General features: G+C 66.6%; 19 protein-coding genes. 8 read left to right on the top strand and 11 right to left on the bottom strand.

The genetic code is table 11. From position 1 onward, the window contains the following. Positions 1–3: 3 nt before the first annotated feature. Both H9K76_RS00785 and H9K76_RS00780 read right to left on the bottom strand, forming a co-directional pair. Positions 4–1,101: a VanZ family protein gene (locus H9K76_RS00785; RefSeq protein ID WP_187597727.1), complete on the bottom strand. Its 1,098-nt coding sequence runs from the start codon at positions 1,099–1,101 to the stop codon at positions 4–6. A gap of 27 nt (positions 1,102–1,128) precedes the next feature. After that, entirely contained in the window at positions 1,129–1,551 is a 423-nt protein-coding gene (locus tag H9K76_RS00780; RefSeq protein WP_187597726.1) for a CopD family protein, read from the bottom strand. Between the two features lie 248 nt (positions 1,552–1,799). On the opposite strand from H9K76_RS00780, the gene hemB reads away from it, so the two are divergent. After that, entirely contained in the window at positions 1,800–2,810 is a 1,011-nt protein-coding gene (hemB, locus tag H9K76_RS00775) for a porphobilinogen synthase (protein WP_187597725.1), read from the top strand. A 59-nt stretch (positions 2,811–2,869) separates the two neighbouring features. Continuing rightward, positions 2,870–4,099, top strand: coding sequence for a magnesium transporter CorA family protein (locus tag H9K76_RS00770; protein ID WP_246475230.1), 1,230 nt, complete (start codon positions 2,870–2,872; stop codon positions 4,097–4,099). A gap of 2 nt (positions 4,100–4,101) precedes the next feature. On the opposite strand, the gene H9K76_RS00765 is transcribed toward H9K76_RS00770, so the two are convergent. Next, positions 4,102–4,794, bottom strand: a complete 693-nt coding sequence (locus H9K76_RS00765; protein ID WP_187597723.1) for a dienelactone hydrolase family protein — start codon at positions 4,792–4,794, stop codon at positions 4,102–4,104. Positions 4,795–4,942: 148 nt separating this feature from the next. Between H9K76_RS00765 and H9K76_RS00760 the strand changes: the two genes are divergently transcribed. From H9K76_RS00760 to H9K76_RS00735, 6 genes are all read left to right on the top strand, one after another. Next, a complete protein-coding gene (locus H9K76_RS00760) occupies positions 4,943–5,689 on the top strand; it encodes an SDR family oxidoreductase (RefSeq protein WP_187597722.1) in 747 nt (248 codons plus the stop codon). Continuing rightward, entirely contained in the window at positions 5,689–6,336 is a 648-nt protein-coding gene (locus H9K76_RS00755) for a MarC family protein (RefSeq protein WP_187597721.1), read from the top strand. Before H9K76_RS00760 ends, H9K76_RS00755 begins: the two co-directional genes overlap by 1 nt. Positions 6,337–6,373: 37 nt before the next feature. Further along, positions 6,374–7,084: a two-component system response regulator CreB gene (gene creB, locus H9K76_RS00750; protein WP_187597720.1), complete on the top strand. Its 711-nt coding sequence runs from the start codon at positions 6,374–6,376 to the stop codon at positions 7,082–7,084. A gap of 11 nt (positions 7,085–7,095) precedes the next feature. Then, the gene (gene creC / locus H9K76_RS00745) at positions 7,096–8,541 is read left to right on the top strand and encodes a two-component system sensor histidine kinase CreC (RefSeq protein ID WP_187597719.1); all 1,446 of its coding nucleotides are present in this window, start codon (positions 7,096–7,098) and stop codon (positions 8,539–8,541) included. Positions 8,542–8,689: 148 nt separating this feature from the next. Continuing rightward, positions 8,690–10,162, top strand: coding sequence for a cell envelope integrity protein CreD (gene creD, locus H9K76_RS00740; protein WP_187597718.1), 1,473 nt, complete (start codon positions 8,690–8,692; stop codon positions 10,160–10,162). Continuing rightward, positions 10,159–10,422 carry a hypothetical protein gene (locus H9K76_RS00735; RefSeq protein ID WP_246475229.1) on the top strand — a complete coding sequence of 88 codons (264 nt, stop codon included), beginning with the start codon at positions 10,159–10,161 and terminating at the stop codon, positions 10,420–10,422. Before creD ends, H9K76_RS00735 begins: the two co-directional genes overlap by 4 nt. On the opposite strand, the gene H9K76_RS00730 is transcribed toward H9K76_RS00735, so the two are convergent. From H9K76_RS00730 to H9K76_RS00695, 8 genes are all read right to left on the bottom strand, one after another. Then, on the bottom strand, positions 10,419–10,946 hold the full coding sequence (locus H9K76_RS00730) for a hemerythrin domain-containing protein (protein ID WP_187597717.1): 528 nt from the start codon (positions 10,944–10,946) through the stop codon (positions 10,419–10,421). The two genes, H9K76_RS00735 and H9K76_RS00730, sit on opposite strands and share 4 nt — an antisense overlap. A gap of 156 nt (positions 10,947–11,102) precedes the next feature. After that, complete coding sequence (gene map / locus H9K76_RS00725; RefSeq protein ID WP_187597716.1) at positions 11,103–11,909, bottom strand: type I methionyl aminopeptidase; 807 nt, start codon at positions 11,907–11,909, stop codon at positions 11,103–11,105. Then, a complete protein-coding gene (locus H9K76_RS00720; protein ID WP_187597715.1) occupies positions 11,906–12,139 on the bottom strand; it encodes a ParD-like family protein in 234 nt (77 codons plus the stop codon). Before H9K76_RS00720 ends, map begins: the two co-directional genes overlap by 4 nt. Before the next feature lie 227 nt (positions 12,140–12,366). Next, entirely contained in the window at positions 12,367–13,017 is a 651-nt protein-coding gene (locus tag H9K76_RS00715; protein ID WP_187597714.1) for a phosphoadenosine phosphosulfate reductase domain-containing protein, read from the bottom strand. A 36-nt stretch (positions 13,018–13,053) separates the two neighbouring features. Continuing rightward, complete coding sequence (locus H9K76_RS00710) at positions 13,054–13,776, bottom strand: ABC-type transport auxiliary lipoprotein family protein (RefSeq protein ID WP_187597713.1); 723 nt, start codon at positions 13,774–13,776, stop codon at positions 13,054–13,056. 14 nt (positions 13,777–13,790) lie between these two features. Continuing rightward, the gene (locus H9K76_RS00705) at positions 13,791–14,783 is read right to left on the bottom strand and encodes an MlaD family protein (protein ID WP_187597712.1); all 993 of its coding nucleotides are present in this window, start codon (positions 14,781–14,783) and stop codon (positions 13,791–13,793) included. After that, positions 14,783–15,658, bottom strand: a complete 876-nt coding sequence (locus tag H9K76_RS00700) for an ABC transporter ATP-binding protein (protein ID WP_187600387.1) — start codon at positions 15,656–15,658, stop codon at positions 14,783–14,785. Before H9K76_RS00700 ends, H9K76_RS00705 begins: the two co-directional genes overlap by 1 nt. A 27-nt stretch (positions 15,659–15,685) precedes the next feature. Next, positions 15,686–16,807 (bottom strand): MlaE family ABC transporter permease, encoded by a 1,122-nt coding sequence (locus H9K76_RS00695; protein ID WP_187597711.1) that lies wholly within the window; start codon positions 16,805–16,807, stop codon positions 15,686–15,688. Between the last annotated feature and the right edge of the window lie 92 nt (positions 16,808–16,899).

Below are 16,899 nucleotides of genomic sequence, written 5' to 3'. Positions count from 1 at the left end.
ATTCTAGGCGTCATCATGGCGGCGCGACACCCGGAGCACCACATAGACCAGCGCCGCATAAGGCCAGATCCAGCCCAACCATTGGGCCACGCCATAGAAGCGGATGAAGCGCCCCTGCTCCCAGGCCTGCAGGGTCTGCGCAAAATAGGCGCTCGTGGGAGCCTGGTTGAGCAGGTTCAGGTGCAGCATCAACACCAGCAGCAGCAGGGCCGCGCAGACCCGCCGAGGCACGGCCACCAGCAGCATGGAAAGCGTCAGCCCCAGCCCCAGGCCGATGCGCGTAGGCACGCTCTGCCATTCCCATGCGTGGCTCGGGCCATAGCTCAGCACGAAGGTGAGCGCGGTGACCAGCACGCCCACCGCCGCCGTCGTGACGGTGAAGATCGCACGCCGCCCCATGCCGCGAATGATGCAGTAGCCCAGAAGGCATGGAATCATCAGCCCCAGCATCACGGCGATCAGCTCACGCCCCGGGGACAGCGGCTCCATGATGTCGTCGGTGACGGGCAGCCACTCCAGGAACGGCGTGTCGGAAAGCCATTCGGTGAGCGCCATCTCGAGGCGCTCCCACATCTGCCCCAGTCCGAACGGCACGGCCGACGGGAACAACAGGGCCACGGGCCACATCGCGAGCAACACCAGGCCGCCGCGCGCCTGCGGCACGAACCAGCGGTCGCGAAAGCGGCTCCAGCGGGCGATCGCACCCATTTTTTCGAGCAGCTCCGCCAGCAACGCGCCCAGCAGCGTGCCGGCGGAATTCAGCACCAGATCCATGTTCGACGGCACACGGCGCGGCAGGTAGATCTGCGTGAACTCCATGGTGAGCGACAGCAGCGTCCCCGCGAGAAACGCCACCGGCACCGCGGAGCGCGTCCAGCCTGTCCGAAGCAGCGCCAGCGCCAGCAGGAACCCGAGCGGCGCGTATCCCGCGACGTTGGTGTTGATGTCGAACCAGGTCCAGTAGGGCGGCGGAATCTTCGCGAACAGGAAGACCCGCGGATCGACCCCTTGCGTGCGCCAGCCGTCGAACGGAAACAGGCTTGCAAAGACGATCAGCGCTGCATAGATCAGCGCGAGCGGCCAGGCGGAAGTCTTGTGCATGGACGATGTCTGCGCCTGGGCACAGCCTCAGAAAGGCTTGACCACCACCAGCAGCACCGCAGCCAGCATCATGAACACCGGAATTTCGTTGAACCAGCGAAACCAGACATGCGAGCGGGTCGACCGGCCCTGCTCGATCTTGCGCAGCAGCACGGCGCAGGCATGGTGATAGCCCACCACCAGCAGCACCACGAACAGCTTGGCATGCATCCACCCCTGCCCCCGGCCGATGCCGTAGCCCAGCCAGAGCCATGCACCCAGCAGAACCGCAGGCACGGCGATCATCGTGGTGAAGCGCAGCAGCTTGCGCGCCATGAGCAGCAGCCGGTCGCGCTCGGCCGTGGAGCCTTCCGGAACCATGGCGAGATTCACGAAGATGCGCGGCAGGTAGAACAGCCCCGCAAACCAGCTGGCAATGAACACGATGTGGAAGGCTTTGACCCAGAGCATCACCGCAGTGTAAGCCAGCCCACCCCTCCCACGGCCGGCCTTTTTGTCCCGGGGGAACCACGCCTTCACAAACCAACTCAATTGCCAGAATCTCGATTCGAGGAAAAGATGAATCGCCAGGGCCTGGTCACGGGATTCCAGAAGCTGGCCAAGCTCGGCGACTTGCCGCAAGCCTGCGATGTGGGCGAACGTCGCACTGGTGTCCTCGGCATTACCACCTTCGCCGCAATGTGGAGCACAATTTCGGAATGCATCTCTCCAACCCGACTCCCTTCCCCATCAACCGCCCCCGCCGCCTGCGCCGCGATCCCTTCACCCGCAACCTCGTGCGCGAGAACACGCTCACACCCCATGACCTGATCTATCCGGTCTTCGTGCATGAAGGCACGAACAAGCGGGTGGCCGTGCCGTCGATGCCCGGCGTGGATCGCCTGAGCCTGGACCTGCTGCTGCCCGTGGCCGAGGAATGCGTGAAGCTGGGCATTCCCGTGCTGTCGCTGTTCCCCTCGATCGAGCCCGAGCTCAAGACGCCGGACGGCAAGGAGGCACTCAACCCCGACGGCCTGATTCCGCGCGTGGTGCGCAAGCTGAAGGCGGAATTCCCGGACCTGGGCGTGCTCACCGACGTGGCGCTCGATCCCTACACCAGCCACGGCCAGGACGGTGTGCTGGACGAGACCGGCTACATCATCAACGACGAAACCGTGGAAATCCTGGTCGGCCAGGCCATGGCGCATGCCGACGCCGGCGTGGATATCGTCGCGCCCAGCGACATGATGGACGGCCGCATCGGCGCCATCCGCGAGGCACTCGAGGCCAACGGCCACATCCACACCCGCATCATGGCCTACAGCGCCAAGTACGCCAGCGCCTTCTACGGCCCGTTCCGCGACGCGGTGAACACGCGCGGTGCGCTCGGCAAGGCCGACAAGAACGTCTACCAGATGGACCCGGGCAACTCCGACGAGGCGCTGCGCGAGGTGGCGATCGACCTTGCCGAAGGCGCCGACATGGTGATGGTCAAGCCCGGCATGCCCTACCTCGACATCGTGCGCCGCGTGAAGGACGAATTCCGCGTGCCCACGTTCGCTTACCAGGTCAGCGGGGAGTACGCCATGATCAAGGCCGCGTCCGCCAACGGCTGGCTCGACCATGACAAGGTGATGATGGAGGCCTTGCTGGCATTCAAGCGCGCGGGAGCCGATGGCGTGCTGACCTACTTCGCCATCGACGCCGCGAAGCTTTTGAAGACCCCCTGAGGCGCTGCGCGCCATCTGCCGGGCCCATGCCCCCGTGATCCCTCATGTCGGAGACGCCGTTGGCCGAACCCTCCCCTCCTGTTCCGTTCCGCGTGTTCCATGTGCAGCCGGGCGCTCCGGCGCACGAGCTATTTGAATTGCCCACGGCCGCGCCGGCCGCGGGTTTTTTCTGGGTGGCCTGCACGCGCGCGTTTCTGGGCGACCACCTGCAGCGCGTTCAATCCACGCTGCAGGCCGTCACGGGCCAGCAACTCGTGGACCTGCATGTCTCCGACCTGCTGAACGCCCAGTTGCCCTCACACTACGACTACACCTCGCACTACGACCTGCTGGTGTTCCGGCGGCTGGTCGGGAGCGGACGGCCGCGGCCCAACGGCGCCGTCGATGCCCCGCCCGGCCCTGCTGCCGCGGACGGCGACAAACCCTCGGCCTCGACACCCGCGCCGGCGCTGCGCCGCATCCGCACCGGCGCCGTGGGATTCGCCGTGTTCGATCAGCTGCTGTTTTCCGTGCATCCCGACGAATGCACGGTCCGCGAGGCCTACGCGGCACGCCTGCTCGCTCTGAACACGGCGACGGCGGGCAGTCCCGCGGCGGAGACGGCCAGCATCCCCCAGGAGACCGCACAGCGCGACCAGCGCGCCGGACTGCTCACGGCCGCACGCATGCCCACCAGCCCGGCAGACATCATGCTGCGCGTAGTGAATCTCATCGTCGATGGCTACCTTGATCTGCGCCGTGAGCTCTCGCGCCAGCTCGACCACTGGCAGGTGGAACTGCTGCGCCCACGTGCGCGTGCCATCAACTGGACAGCGCTGCTCGAGTCGCGCCTGGCCCTGCACCAGCTCGACGAGATCTGCGAGGACCAGCGCACCGCCGTGCAGGACTGGATCGACGCCATCGAGGGCTGGCCCCAGCCCGCCACCCCCGCCGGGCTGCGCGAGATCGAACTGCTCAAGGTGCGCAGCCGCGACGTGCTGGAGCATATCGAACGCGTGGTACACCACGTGCGCCGCCTCGAGCAAAGCGCCGAGACGGCGGTGCAGATGCATTTCTCGCTGCAGAGCAACCGCACCAACGACATCATGCGCACGCTCACGGCCCTCACCGCCGTGTTCCTGCCGCTGAATCTGATCGCCGGCATCTTCGGCATGAACTTCGAGTTCATACCGTTCGTGCACCTGAAGGCAGGCTTCTGGTGGGCTCTGGGCACCATGCTGTGCATCGCGCTGGCGCTCACCCTGTTCTTCTGGCGCAAGCGCTACCTGGCGCGCACCGGGCAGGGCTGACGTCAGCCCACGTGCCGCGCGAAGAATGCCTGCGTGCGCTCGTCGGCGAGCTGCGACGCCGCGGCATCGAACGAGCCGCGCTGGTCGCAGTTGAAGCCGTGATCCGCCGCATACAGGAACACCTGGATCTCCGGGTGCGCCTTCTCGAGCGCCTTCACGCTCTCCACGGAAATGTGGGCATCGCGGTCGCCGAAGTGCGCCATCACCGGCACACCGGGCCGGCGGGCCATTTCCGTTTCCGTGGTCACGCCACCGCCGTAGTACGGGACAGAGGCCGAGAGCCCCTGCAACTGCTCTGCGGCGCGCCACGCGAGCAGCCCGCCCCAGCAGAAACCGAAGATGCCCACCCGCTTGCCGCCCGACTCCCTGGCCGCATGGTCGATGGCCGTCTGGATGTCGGGCAGCACGCCCGGTGCGGGCAGGCCTTCGACCCGGGCCTTGAGCGCGACACCTGTCTTCACATCCTCGCCGGTGTAGCCCAGGTCCACGTCCTGCTGCACGCGCGAGAAGGTCGCCGGTGCCACCACCAGGTAACCGCGCGCCGCCCAGCGGTCCGCCACCGAGCGGATGTGCGAATTCACGCCGAAGATCTCCTGCAGGACGACCAGCGCCCCACGTGCCTCGCCCTCGGGCCTTGCGACATACGCGGGGAAGCTGAAACCGTCTGCGGAGGTGAGTTGGACGAACGTGCTCATGGTGCGGGTCTCCAGAAAAGGGAATGTGGATGAAAATGACAAGCGGTGTGAGTCAAGAAAACCACACGGCTGGGGAACAGATCGCGGCAGAACTGAGGTTTTGGCGACAATCCAGTATTCAGAATCTTGGCATAAACGGAGATTTCACTTGGACAAGATCGCACTCATCACTGGCGGCAGTCGTGGTATCGGCGCGGCGACGGCGCTGCTTGCGGCCAGTCAGGGCTGGGCTGTGGCGATCAACTATGTGCGCCATGCCCATGCCGCCGAGGACATCGCTCGCCAGATCCGCGACGCGGGTGGCAAGGCCATCACCATCCAGGGCGACGTGTCCGTCGAGGCCGACGTGATCACCATGTTCGACACGCTCGACCATGAGCTCGGTCCGCTCACCGCGCTGGTGAACAACGCGGGCGTGGTCGATCACGCATCGCGCGTCGACCAGATGCTCGGCGAGCGCCTGCGCCGCATGTTCAGCATCAACGTGCTGGGCAGCTTCTATTGCGCGCGCGAAGCCGTGCGGCGCATGAGCACGCGCCATGGCGGTGCGGGCGGCAGCATCGTGAATGTGTCCAGCGCGGCTTCGCGCCTGGGCTCTCCCCATGAGTATGTGGACTACGCCGCTGCGAAGGGCGCCATCGACGTGATGACCGTCGGCCTGGCCAAGGAGGTGGCCGGCGAAGGCATCCGCGTGAACGCCGTGCGCCCGGGCTTCATCGAGACGGAGATCCACGCCAGCGGCGGCCGTCCGAACCGCGTGCAGGAACTCGCACCCGGCATCCCCATGGGGCGCGGCGGCTCCGCCGAGGAAGTGGCGCAGAGCATCGTGTGGCTGATGTCCGATGCCTCGCCCTACACCACGATGTCGTTCCTTGAGATATCCGGAGGCCGCTGATGGACCTGAAACCGCTCATCTCGCTGCTCGCCATCGTCAACCCGCTGGCGATCGTCCCCTTCTTCATCCACTACACGCAGGGCTTCAGCGACGACCAGAAGCGACAGACCGTGCGCACCGCCGCCATCAGCACCTTTCTCGTGATCTCGGGCTGCGCGCTGCTGGGCCTGCAGGTGCTGGACTTCTTCAACATCTCGCTGCAGAGCTTCCAGGTCGGCGGCGGCATGCTGCTGTTGATCAGCGCGATCAACATGCTCAACGCACGGCCCGCGGAAGACAAGCCCAACAGCGCCACGTTCGAGGCCGGCGCGGAGAAGGCCGCCATGGGCAACAGCATCGCCGTGGTACCGCTCACGATCCCGCTGCTCACGGGACCTGCCGCCATGTCCACGGTGGTGATCTATGCCAACCAGGCACACACGATCTGGCAGCACGTGGTGCTGCTCGGCTATGGCCTCGTGCTGGCGCTGGCGGTCTGGATCTGCTTCTCGCTCGCCGAACCGATCTCGCGCGTGCTCGGCAAGACCGGTATCAACGTGATGACGCGGCTGATGGGCCTGATCCTCGCGGCGCTGGCCGTCGAGGTCATGGCGGTGGGCCTGACCAAGCTGTTCCCGGTCCTGACCACGCGCTACCCACCGCTCTGATTTGCTCTGATTTGCCGCGCTGATCCACTCCATCGCCATGCCCGCCCGCCTGCTGCTTGTCGAAGACGATCCCGCCATTGCGCGCACCGTGATCTACACGCTCGAGCGCGAGGGCCTGCAGGTCAATCACAGCCTGCTGCTGGGCGACGCGCGCTCGCTGCTCGCGCAGGCGCATTTCGATGCGCTGATTCTCGATGTCGGCCTGCCCGACGGCAACGGCCTCGAGTTGCTGCGCGAGCTGCGCCAGCATCCCGCGCGCCAGTCGACGCCGGTGCTGGTGCTCAGCGCCCACGGCGAGGAAATCGACCGTGTGCTGGGGCTGGAGCTGGGCGCCGACGACTACGTCGCCAAGCCGTTCAGCCCGCGCGAGCTCGCCGCGCGCGTGAAAGGCCTGCTGCGCCGCGCATCGCCCGCGCAGGCACCCGTCGCCGCCACGCCGCATGCAGGCCCCTTCCATGACGACACCGTGGGCCAGCGCATGCATTTCAACGGCCAGCCCCTGGCGCTGACGCGCCGCGAGTACCGGTTGCTGTCCACGCTGCTCGCAGGAGCGGGCCGCATCCATTCGCGCGACAGCCTGCTCGCCGCCGCGTGGGGTGACGACAGCGACAGCACCGACCGCACCATCGACACGCACATCAAGACCTTGCGCGCCAAGCTGCGCGCCATCGACGCCGGCTGCGACTGCATCACCACGCACCGCGGCATGGGGTACTGCCTCGACCTGCCCGCCGCCGCGCGGGGCTGAGGAGAAGCCTCATGCGCCTGGGCCTGCGCCTGCTGTTCGCCTTCTTCCTCATCAACGGCATCGCGGCCTTCTTCATCCTGCGCGTGTTCACAGCGGAGATCAAGCCCAGCGTGCGCGAGGTGATGGAAGACATGATGGTGGACACCGCCAACATCCTGGCCGAGCTCGCCAGCGACGAGGTGGCCAGCGGCCGCATGCGCCTTGCCCTCCCCGGCCCCGAGAGCGACAGCACCTTCGCGCGCAGCGTGCGGCGCTATGCCACGCGCCCCATCGATGCGAGCATCTGGGGACTGTCCAAGCAGTCGCTTGACTTCCGCATCTACGTGGTGGACACCTCGGGGCGCGTCATCTTCGACAGCGAAGGCCGCGCCGAGGGCATGGACTATTCGCGCTGGCGCGACGTGGCGCTCACGCTGCGCGGCAAATACGGTGCCCGCGCGTCGCGCGACGTGGAAAGCGACGACTCGAGCGGCGTGATGTACGTGGCCGCGCCCATTTTCTCGGGCGACCGGATCATCGGCGCGCTCACCGTCGCCAAGCCCACACGCACGGTGCAGCGCTTCATCGAGCGTGCCGAGCGCAAGATCATGAAGGGCGGCGTGCTGCTGCTGGCCCTGTCGGCGCTGGTGGGTATCGCGGTCACCCTGTGGATCGTCTGGCACGTGCGAAGGCTGCGCGACTATGCACTCAGCGTGCAGGCCCCGACCGCGCTGCAGAGCACGCCGCCGGCGGTGCCCGAGGTGCCCGGCGAGCTCGGCGACCTGGCGCGCGCCATGGATCGCATGCGCGAGCGGCTCGAGGGCCGCGACTATGTCGAGGGCTATGTACGCGCCCTGACCCACGAACTCAAGAGCCCCGTGGCCGCGATTCGCGGCGCGGGCGAACTGCTGCAGGAAGACCTGCCACCCGCCGACCGCGCCCAGTTCGCCGCGCAGGTGGTGGAGCAGAGCGAGCGCCTGCAGCGCGTGATCGACCGCCTGCTCGAACTCAGCAAGCTCGAGCAGCGCCAGCACGTCGATCCTGCCGCACCCACGTCCCTGCGCCAATGCGCGCAGCAGGCCGTCCTTCAATGCTCCGCGCGCGCGGCCCAGCGCCATGTGCGCCTCGTGCTGCAGGGCGAAGGCGCGAGCGGACCGTGGGAAGCCGATCTCATCACGCTGGCCGTCGGCAACCTGATCGACAACGCGATCGACTTCTCCCCGGAAGGCGGCACGGTGCGCGTCTCGCTGCAAGGCGCCAGCATCACCGTGGACGACGAAGGCCCCGGCGTGCCGGAATATGCGCTGCCGCGCCTGGGCGAGCGATTCTTCACCACGGCACGTCCGGACGGCGCCCGCAGCGGCTCGGGCCTGGGCCTTGCCATCGTGCGGCGCGTGCTGGATCTGCATGACGGCGCCTGGGACATGGCGAACACGCACCCCGGCTTCAGCATCCGGTTGCACCTGAGCAAGAAATAGCACGCCGTGGCGGGCGACAGCGCTGCGCCCCGGGCCCGCGCGCAGCGACTTCACACCCGGACTTCACGCCCGCTTCACAGACTTCATGCGTGCATCACCCATGCACTGAAAACTGCGCTCCATGCATCTTCGATCCTGGAGCACTTCCTTGAAATTCCCCCTTCTCTCCAAACTCTTCGCGCTGGCGCTGGTCATCGCGCTGCTGCTGTTCGGCCTCGGCATGATCGAGAGCGTCGTGAACGACCGGCAGTACTACCGCAACGAGACCGAGCGCAGCGTCGTGCAGAGCCTTGCCGGCACACAGACGCTGGTCGGCCCCCTCATCCACAGTGCGTGCGTGGAAAGCTGGGATGTGGTGAGCGGCACCGGCAAGGACCGCAGCGTGAGCGAGCAGCGCCGCGAGTTCCTGCTCACCACCCTGCCCGAAAACCTGAAGGTGCGCACGCGCGCCGCCATGGAGGAGCGCGCGCGGGGACTGCACAAGGTCAACGCCTACACGCTCAAGGCCCAGGTCACGGCGCAATGGCCCGACATGCAGCAACTGCGCCCGCAGCGCACGATGAAGGATTCACGCATGCAATGCGGCGACCCCATCCTGATGATGGCCGTGGGCGATGCGCGCGGCATCCGCACCGCGCAGATGGAACTCGACGGCAAGAGCATCGCGCTCAAGCCCGGCACGTTCCACCCCATCTACACGCGCGGCCTGCATGCAGCCCTGCCCGAGGCCATCCGCAATGAGAAGGAGGCGCTTGAGGTCTCCCTCGACCTGGAACTCGTCGGCACACGCAGCGTGGCTTTTGTTCCGATCGGCGGCAACAACGACGTGCAGGTGCAAAGCAGTTGGCCGCATCCGTCCTTTGCCGGCCGCTTTCTGCCTTCCGAGCGCGAGGTGAGCGACGAGGGCTTCGATGCCCGCTGGCGCGTGTCGTCCCTCGCCACCACCGCGCAGCAGGATGTGCGCCTGGGTCGCAGGGCATGCACCGGAGACAACGATTTCGAGGATCGTGGCGAACCGAGCCAGGCGTACGAAGCCACCACCTCGGCAGCCGTGGACGTGGCCGCCGCCCTCCCCGCCCACATGGCCAGGCCCGTATCGGGCTGCGCGGACAGCTTCAGCATTGCCTTCGTCGATCCCGTGAATCCCTACCTGCTGGCCAACCGCGCAACCAAATATGGCGTGCTGTTCATCGCCCTCACCTTTGTCGCCGTGGGACTGTTCGAGCTGATGAAGAAGCTGCGCGTGCACCCCGTGCAGTACCTGCTGGTCGGCGCCGCGCTCACGAGCTTCTTCCTGCTGCTGGTCAGCCTGTCGGAGCACCTGTCGTTCGGGCTGTCCTACGCCATCGCTTCGAGCGCCTGCGTGCTGCTGCTCGGCTACTACGCGAGCCACATCCTGGGAAGCGTCAGGCTCGGCATTCCATTCGGCCTCGGTATCGCGACGCTCTACGGCATGCTGTACGTGCTGCTGCAGCTGGAGCAGACCGCACTGGTGGTGGGCTCGGTCGCGCTGTTCCTCGTGCTGGGCGCCATCATGGTCCTCACGCGCAGGGTGAACTGGTATGAGCTCGCCAGCCGCAACGGCCAGCGCACGTCGGGCGCCGAAGGAGCGGTGGCATGAGCACGGGCCCTCACCTTCCCGAGGGCTGCGGACCCGCCCTGACCTTCACCGAGGTGCAGCGGGTACAGCGTTACCAGGACCGCCTGTCGCGGGCGATTGCCGCGCGCGACCGGCAATCCCTGCACCGTGCCAAGCAGCAGGTGCTGGCCGCCGCCTACGCTCCGCGCCGGCGCGCGGTGTCGCCCGCATTGCGCCAGGCGCTGCGCCAGCTGTCCTGGCACATGGCGGCCCTGCTGCTCACACGCGATCGCAGCCGCTAGGCATCCGTGGTCGCGGCAGCCAATTCACCCCGTTCGCCGTGCGCCTCCTCATCCCGCGGCGAGCAGGCACCGCCGCAGCCATGGATGGGCTCGGCGGGCAGGTGGTCGGGCGACAGCACCTCGCCCGTCTCGGGGTTGTATCCCACGCGGCGCAAATGCAGCGCCAGGGCCGCATCCATGAGCTGGGTGTGCTGCACGACCCAGGCCTGCAGTTCACGGCCCATTTCGCGCAACACGAACAGTTCACCGTTTTCGGCGCGCTCCGTTCCCTCGCGCATCACCTGCAGCACCACCTTGTGCTGCACGCTGTGGCAATTGCCCGATGCGAACCGGGTGGCCGCCATCCAGCGGTCTTCCTGCGCGAAGTGGGCGTCGGTATGCGCCACCAGTGCCTTCCAGGCCGCGAGCACCGAGGCGTCGTCCGCCGTCTCGACCGCCTGCAGCAACTCGACGAACTCCTGATGCGTCTGATCCATCAAGGGCAGGTCCAGCGCCATTTCTTCAGACCATTGCAGTGCCACCATGGCTGCTCCTCTTTCTTCCGTCTTGGGTCCGGATAAGCGCGCTGCGGCAATCGGCAGCGCGCACGGACGACTCGACAGATTAGGAGCGTGGCTCTTCCTGCACTTTGATGTATGTCAGTCGCCAAGAGCGAAGCTATCGCCTGCTCATTGCGAGAATCAGATGGTGGCGTAGGGTCCCGTCCCGTCGGGCCAGCGCGTGAGCACGTCATAGCCTGTCTCGGTGACCGCCACCATGTGCTCCCACTGGGCCGACAGCGACTTGTCGTTGGTGATCACCGTCCAGCCGTCGCTGAGCTCGCGCGTGGCGGCCTTGCCGGCATTGAGCATGGGCTCGATCGTGAAGATCATGCCCGGCTCCAGCACCAGGCCGTGGCCCGGGACGCCATAGTGCAGCACCTGCGGCTCGTCGTGATAGACCGTGCCGATGCCGTGCCCGCAATACTCGCGCACGACGCCGAAGCGCTCGCGCTGCGCGACGCTCTGGATCGCAAATCCGACATCGCCCAGCGTCGCGCCAGGCTTCACGGCACGAATGCCGGCCAGCAGCGCCTCATAGGTCGTCTCCACCAGCCGCTTTGCCTGGTTCCCTGGCTGCCCCACGTAATACATCCGGCTCGTGTCGCCGATCCAGCCCCGGGACGTGGTGACGGCCACGTCGACATTGATGATGTCGCCGTCCCTGAGGATCTCTCCCGGCGACGGAATGCCGTGGCACACGACATGGTTGACCGAGGTGCACACGGTCTTGGGGAACCCCCCGTAGCCCACATTGGTCGGCACGCACCCGAGTTCGTTGACGATGAAGTCATGGCACAGCCGGTCGAGATCATCGGTGGAGACCCCTGGCTGCACGTGCGGCGTCAGCATGGCCAGCACACTGGCCGCCAGTCCCCCTGCCTCACGCGAAAGGGCAATCTCATCGGCGCCGCGAATCGGCACCACGCGCTGCTTTCCCCGTCTCACGACCGGCCTCCCTTGACCAGCCGCACAGGTGCTTTCGCCCCCTGCTCGGCACTGCGCGCCTCTTCGAGCAGCAGCGCACAGATGCCCGCGTAGTTGAGCTCTGGATGATGCTCCGCCATCTGTCCCACGCGCAGCCAGTGCTCGGCCTGTGCATTGATGGAGCGACTGAGCGCCGCGCTGGAGAGGCGGATGCAGTCGTGCAATTCGTCGGATATTTTTACGATTCCCATGAGGGGATCATACGATGAATATACGTTTCGTATATTCGCTGTTGGGAACAGCCTTGGGGTGGGGGGTGTCTTTGCCTTGCCTTGCTGTGCCATGCAGAAGTTTCTGCTGGGGTGTTGAGGGCGGAGGCCGGGCGTGCCCCCGCCGGGGGCAGTCCCGGCCTCTGTCCTAAAACGGACCTTGGCAACAAAAAAGCCCCAACCCAAGCGAAAAAAAGACTCCGCAAAAATCAATGCGAGAGATGCAACCCGCACTCCCGATTGTCCTCCCCCTTCGTGGGATCGACATAATCAAAATTGTTGGGCAACCCGTGCTCCACGAGGTATTCATAGAGCTGCTTGGACGACCAATGCAGCAGAGGCGCCACCTTGATGAGCCCATCCGGATTGATGCTCACCGGCTCCATCTGCGCCCGCACCGCCGTATCCGTCGCGCGCAACGCCGTGAACCAGACCTCGGGGGCCGTCTCGCGCAGAGCGCGGGCGAACGGCTCGAGCTTCACTTCCTCGGTGAATGCCGCATGGCGCGGATCGTCCAGCGCCGGCACCGGGCCGTCGACCGCCTCGCGGTGCGCACGGCTGCGGCGCGGCAGGTAGATCGACAGGTTCAAGCCCAGTTGCTTCGTCACCTCATCCGCGAACTGGTAGGTCGCCTCGGTGTTGTAGCCGTTGTCCATCCAGATCACGCGCATGTCGGGCTGCGCGCGTGCGCACATGTGCAGGATCACCGCCTCGAAGGGGCGGAAATTGGTGGTCACGATGCTGGTCTTGCCGAGCCCCACGGCCCAGTCCACGAGACCCTGCGCATCACGGCCCAGGGTTGCGTTGATGTGTGCCAGATCGATGGTCTGTTGCTGTTGCAGTTCTTGATTCGTCGTCATCTTGGTCTTCCTGAATGCCTTCCCGTGCAGGCCGGCTCAATACCCACTCTGCGCAACCCATTGCGCGATCTCGTCGGCCACCTGCGCTGCGGCTTCCGAAAGCGCCTTCGCGCCACCCGCGGCGTCCTGCGACGGGGCCGGGCGCTGCACGACAAAGAGGCGCTGCGCAATGAGTTCGTCACCTGCCTTCAGCGAGGCGACAAGCGAGGCACGCACCCGCACGAGGCCCGTGCTTTCCTTCTCGGAGCTGAACACGTGGCTGAACTCCTCCACCTCCGCGCGCAGGACCGTGGGTGACTTGCCGCCCGTGACCTGCTGGTCGATGTTCTGGTCGCCATAGATCACCGCGCGGCTCTGCAGGCTCAGGCGATCGCGCACGGCCATCTGCATCAGCGTGGCAGGCGTCTGGCTCCAGCGCGCGAGCGTGTAGGGATACAGCACCTGCGGGTTCGCATAGGCCAGCCGGTAGAACAGCGCGGTGCGGCCATCGGGCAGGCCGGCGGTGGCGAAGTCGGCCAGCGCGATCGGTGGCAGCGGCTGGCGTGGCTGTGCCGATGGCGCCGACGGTGCGTTCGCCTGGGCAGCGGTCAGCCCGGGGCCGAAGTCATAGACATCCGCGCGCTGCGGTGGCGTGGGCAGGATGGAGCCGCAGCCTGCCAGCAGGGCCGCCAGCGCCAGCGAGAGCGCCACGCGTGGAGCAGGGAAGAAAGAAAAATAATAATAAGAAGAAGAAAAAGAAGAGGAAGGTGTGGTTGCCATGGACGCTGCACCTTTCAATGCGCAGGGGTGGTTTGTGTGGCCAGCGGCGCCACGAACCCGGGCTCGCCGGGGCCCGCCGCACCGGCGCCGGGTCCGAAGATCAGGGCCTGCGGGTTCTCGTTGATGTTGTCCGCCGTACGGCCCAGGCGCTGCGCGGCGCGGCCGGTCTGATCGGCGGCGTTGTTCAGACGCGGGAGCGTCACGCGGCCGAAGCGGTCGGCTGCGGCGGCAAGCGCCTGGGCACTGACCGCGATCTCCCTGACCGGGCCGCCGTCCTGGCCCAGGCCCTGCACGGTCTTGCCGATGTCGTTGGCGGCGCGTGCCGCGCTGTCACCCGCCATACGCAGCGAAACCATGGTCTTCTGCGCGTCCCTGGCCAGCTCCGGCATCGACGCCAGGGCGGGGTCGAGCTTGGTGGCGACGGTGTTGTCCAGGCGTTTGACCAACGTGTTCACATTGCCTGCCGCCTTGCCGAGCTCGTCGAGCGCCGTGCCGAAGCGTTGCTGGTTGTCGTCGCCCAGCAGCGTGTTCAGGCGACGCGTGGCCTCGTTCACCTGCACGAGGATGTTCGGAATCTGTTCCGCGATCTGGCTGAACTGCGACGACTGCAGCGGCAGGCGCGGAACACCGTCGGCACCGGGCGGCACGGTTTCCAGCGGCGCATCGGCATCATCGAGCTGCACATGCGCGAGGCCCGTCACGCCCTGGTAGCCCAGCGTGGCGAAGGTGGTCCGCGTGACCGGTGCATTCTCGTTCACGGCAATACGGATCAGCACATTGCCCGATGCCTCGGGATCGAAGCCTATCGAAGTGACCTTGCCTACGGCCACGCCCTTGTAGCGCACGGCGGCCTGCGGCTGCAGCCCGGTGACGCTCTCCTTGCTGGACAACTCGTACAGCGTGTAGTCGGTCTTGTCGCGCGAGAGCCAGAGACCGAGGCCCGCGAGCAGCGCCGCAACCACGATCACGAAGATGCCCGCTGCCAGTGCATGTGACTTGTTTTCCATCAGCTCTCCTTGGCCGCAGGTACGGCCACGCGTTCTTCCTCGTGCTCGGCAGGCACCGCCGCCATGGCCCTGCGGCCGCGTTCTCCGAGAAAGAAGTGGTGAATGAAGGGGTGATCGAACCGCACCACCTCGGAAGGCGGTCCTTCGATGATCACGCGCTTTTCCGCCAGCACGGCCACCGTGGTGGACAGCGCGAACAGCGAGTCCAGATCGTGCGTGACCATGATGACGGTGAGACCCAGAGCGGCATGCATTTCCTTGAGCAGTTCGCAGAATTCATCGGAGCCGTTGGGGTCGAGCCCCGCGGTCGGCTCGTCGAGCAACAGCAGCGGCGGGTCCATGATGAGCGCGCGCGCCAGCGCCACGCGCTTGATCATGCCGCCCGAAAGGTCGGCCGGCATGCGGGTCGCCACCTCGGGCTTGAGGCCCACCATCTGCAGCTTGACCATCGCCGCATCGCGCACCAGCGCCGGCGGCAGCGTGCCCTGCTCCTGCAGCGCAAAGCCGATGTTCTCGAGCACGTTGAACGCGGAGAACAGCGCGCCATGCTGGAACAGCATGCCCACGCGGGCGGCCGCGCCCGCCGTGCTGAGCTCCGACGCGGGCCGTCCCAGCACCGTCACCGTTCCGGTGGTCGGCGTGGTCAGCCCGAGGATGTGGCGCAGCAGCACCGTCTTGCCGGTGCCCGAGCCCCCGACCAGCGAGACGATCTCGCCGCGCCGCACCGTGAGGTTCAGGTCCTTGTGCACCGTGAAGGCATCCGCGCCGGAGCCGAAGACGGTGGAGAGATTCCGGATGTCCACCACCACGGGCGCATCCTTGGGCGGCGGCGCGGGTGCCTGCGTGAACGCGGGCCGCGAGACATCCGTTTCCATGTATTGTTGGCGCGTGGCACTCATGGCTCAGAACCCCACGTTCTTGAATGCGATGGCGAACAGCGCATCCACGATGATGACCATGGTGATCGCGCTCACCACCGAAGCGGTCGTGCCCTCGCCCAGGCTCTGGGTGTTGGGCTCCACGCTCAGGCCCCAGTGGCAGCCGATCAGCGCGATGAACACGCCGAACACCACCGACTTGATCATCGCGAGCCACAGGTTGGCGGAGTTGACCGCGGCCGGCAGCGCCTGGACAAAATAGGCGGGCGAGATGTTCATCGCCATGTCGGCGGCCAGCATGCCGCCGGCCAGCGCCGCCAGCGTGGTCCACAGCGCGACGAGCGGCATCGCGATGCCCAGCGCGAGCGCACGCGGCATCACCAGGCGAAAACCGTGCGGAATGCCCATCACGCGCAACGCATCGAGCTCCTCGGTCACGCGCATCACGCCGATCTGGGCGGTGATCGCCGAGCCGGAACGGCCCGCCACCAGGATCGCGCCCAGCATCGGTCCCAGCTCACGGATCAGCGAAATGCCCAGGATGTTGACGATGAACGCCTCGGCCCCGAACTGCCGCAGCTGCAGGGACATCAGGTAGGCCAGCACCACGCCGATCAGGAAGCCCACCAGCGCCGTGATCGGCAACGCGGTGGCGCCCATGCGATAGAGGTGCGCAGAAATGTCGCGCCAGGGCCCCTTGCGGGGCTGCAGGACAAGGCGCAGCAGGTCGAACACCAGTTGCCCGATCAGTTGCACGAGATGCTTGAAATGATCCGCGGCCTTGAACAGGCGCGCGCCGAAGTTGTCGAGCTGCGCGTAGATCCAGGAGGGCCCGGGAGCGGGCTCCTTCACCTGGCTGAACTTGACGAGCTGCGCGAAGATCTCCTGTTGCGCAGGCGTGATCTCGAGGCCCGCCGGCTCGCGCTTGCCCCAATGGTTCCAGAGAATCTGTGCGCCCACATGGTCAAGCCGCGCGATGCCCCGCAGATCCCAGGAGGCGGCAGAGCCGGCACGCTCGAGCTCTGCATGCAGGGTGCGCCAGGCATCGCGGTCCGCAAAGGCCGCAGCCACCCAGTCTCCCTGCGCCTTCACGCTGGAGGCAGTGCCTGAATCGGCTTGTATCGACGGCGGATTCGTATTCTGCATCGCAAAGAAAATGGTGCGGAGCACGCACCCCTCAGGGCGCGCTCCGAAAGGCGGATTCTGCACGCTCGGCCCGGACCGCAGCGCCGTCCGTC

The sequence above is a fragment of the Diaphorobacter ruginosibacter genome, assembly GCF_014395975.1.
Taxonomy (GTDB): domain Bacteria; phylum Pseudomonadota; class Gammaproteobacteria; order Burkholderiales; family Burkholderiaceae_C; genus Diaphorobacter_A; species Diaphorobacter_A ruginosibacter.
The sequence above is the reverse complement of the archived record's forward strand: the minus strand, read 5'-3'. Positions and strand labels throughout refer to the sequence as shown.

Bases quoted from the DNA above. Each gene is read 5' to 3' on its own strand.
- creC (WP_187597719.1), top strand. From the start codon at position 7,096: ATGCGCCTGGGCCTGCGCCTGCTGTTCGCCTTCTTCCTCATCAACGGC.
- H9K76_RS00705 (WP_187597712.1), bottom strand. From the start codon at position 14,783: ATGGAAAACAAGTCACATGCACTGGCAGCGGGCATCTTCGTGATCGTG.
- H9K76_RS00755 (WP_187597721.1), top strand. From the start codon at position 5,689: ATGGACCTGAAACCGCTCATCTCGCTGCTCGCCATCGTCAACCCGCTG.
- H9K76_RS00715 (WP_187597714.1), bottom strand. From the start codon at position 13,017: ATGACGACGAATCAAGAACTGCAACAGCAACAGACCATCGATCTGGCA.
- H9K76_RS00710 (WP_187597713.1), bottom strand. From the start codon at position 13,776: ATGGCAACCACACCTTCCTCTTCTTTTTCTTCTTCTTATTATTATTTT.
- H9K76_RS00695 (WP_187597711.1), bottom strand. From the start codon at position 16,807: ATGCAGAATACGAATCCGCCGTCGATACAAGCCGATTCAGGCACTGCC.
- H9K76_RS00785 (WP_187597727.1), bottom strand. From the start codon at position 1,101: ATGCACAAGACTTCCGCCTGGCCGCTCGCGCTGATCTATGCAGCGCTG.
- H9K76_RS00720 (WP_187597715.1), bottom strand. From the start codon at position 12,139: ATGGGAATCGTAAAAATATCCGACGAATTGCACGACTGCATCCGCCTC.
- hemB (WP_187597725.1), top strand. From the start codon at position 1,800: ATGCATCTCTCCAACCCGACTCCCTTCCCCATCAACCGCCCCCGCCGC.
- H9K76_RS00780 (WP_187597726.1), bottom strand. From the start codon at position 1,551: ATGCTCTGGGTCAAAGCCTTCCACATCGTGTTCATTGCCAGCTGGTTT.
- H9K76_RS00730 (WP_187597717.1), bottom strand. From the start codon at position 10,946: ATGGTGGCACTGCAATGGTCTGAAGAAATGGCGCTGGACCTGCCCTTG.
- H9K76_RS00700 (WP_187600387.1), bottom strand. From the start codon at position 15,658: ATGGAAACGGATGTCTCGCGGCCCGCGTTCACGCAGGCACCCGCGCCG.
- H9K76_RS00765 (WP_187597723.1), bottom strand. From the start codon at position 4,794: ATGAGCACGTTCGTCCAACTCACCTCCGCAGACGGTTTCAGCTTCCCC.
- H9K76_RS00735 (WP_246475229.1), top strand. From the start codon at position 10,159: ATGAGCACGGGCCCTCACCTTCCCGAGGGCTGCGGACCCGCCCTGACC.
- creB (WP_187597720.1), top strand. From the start codon at position 6,374: ATGCCCGCCCGCCTGCTGCTTGTCGAAGACGATCCCGCCATTGCGCGC.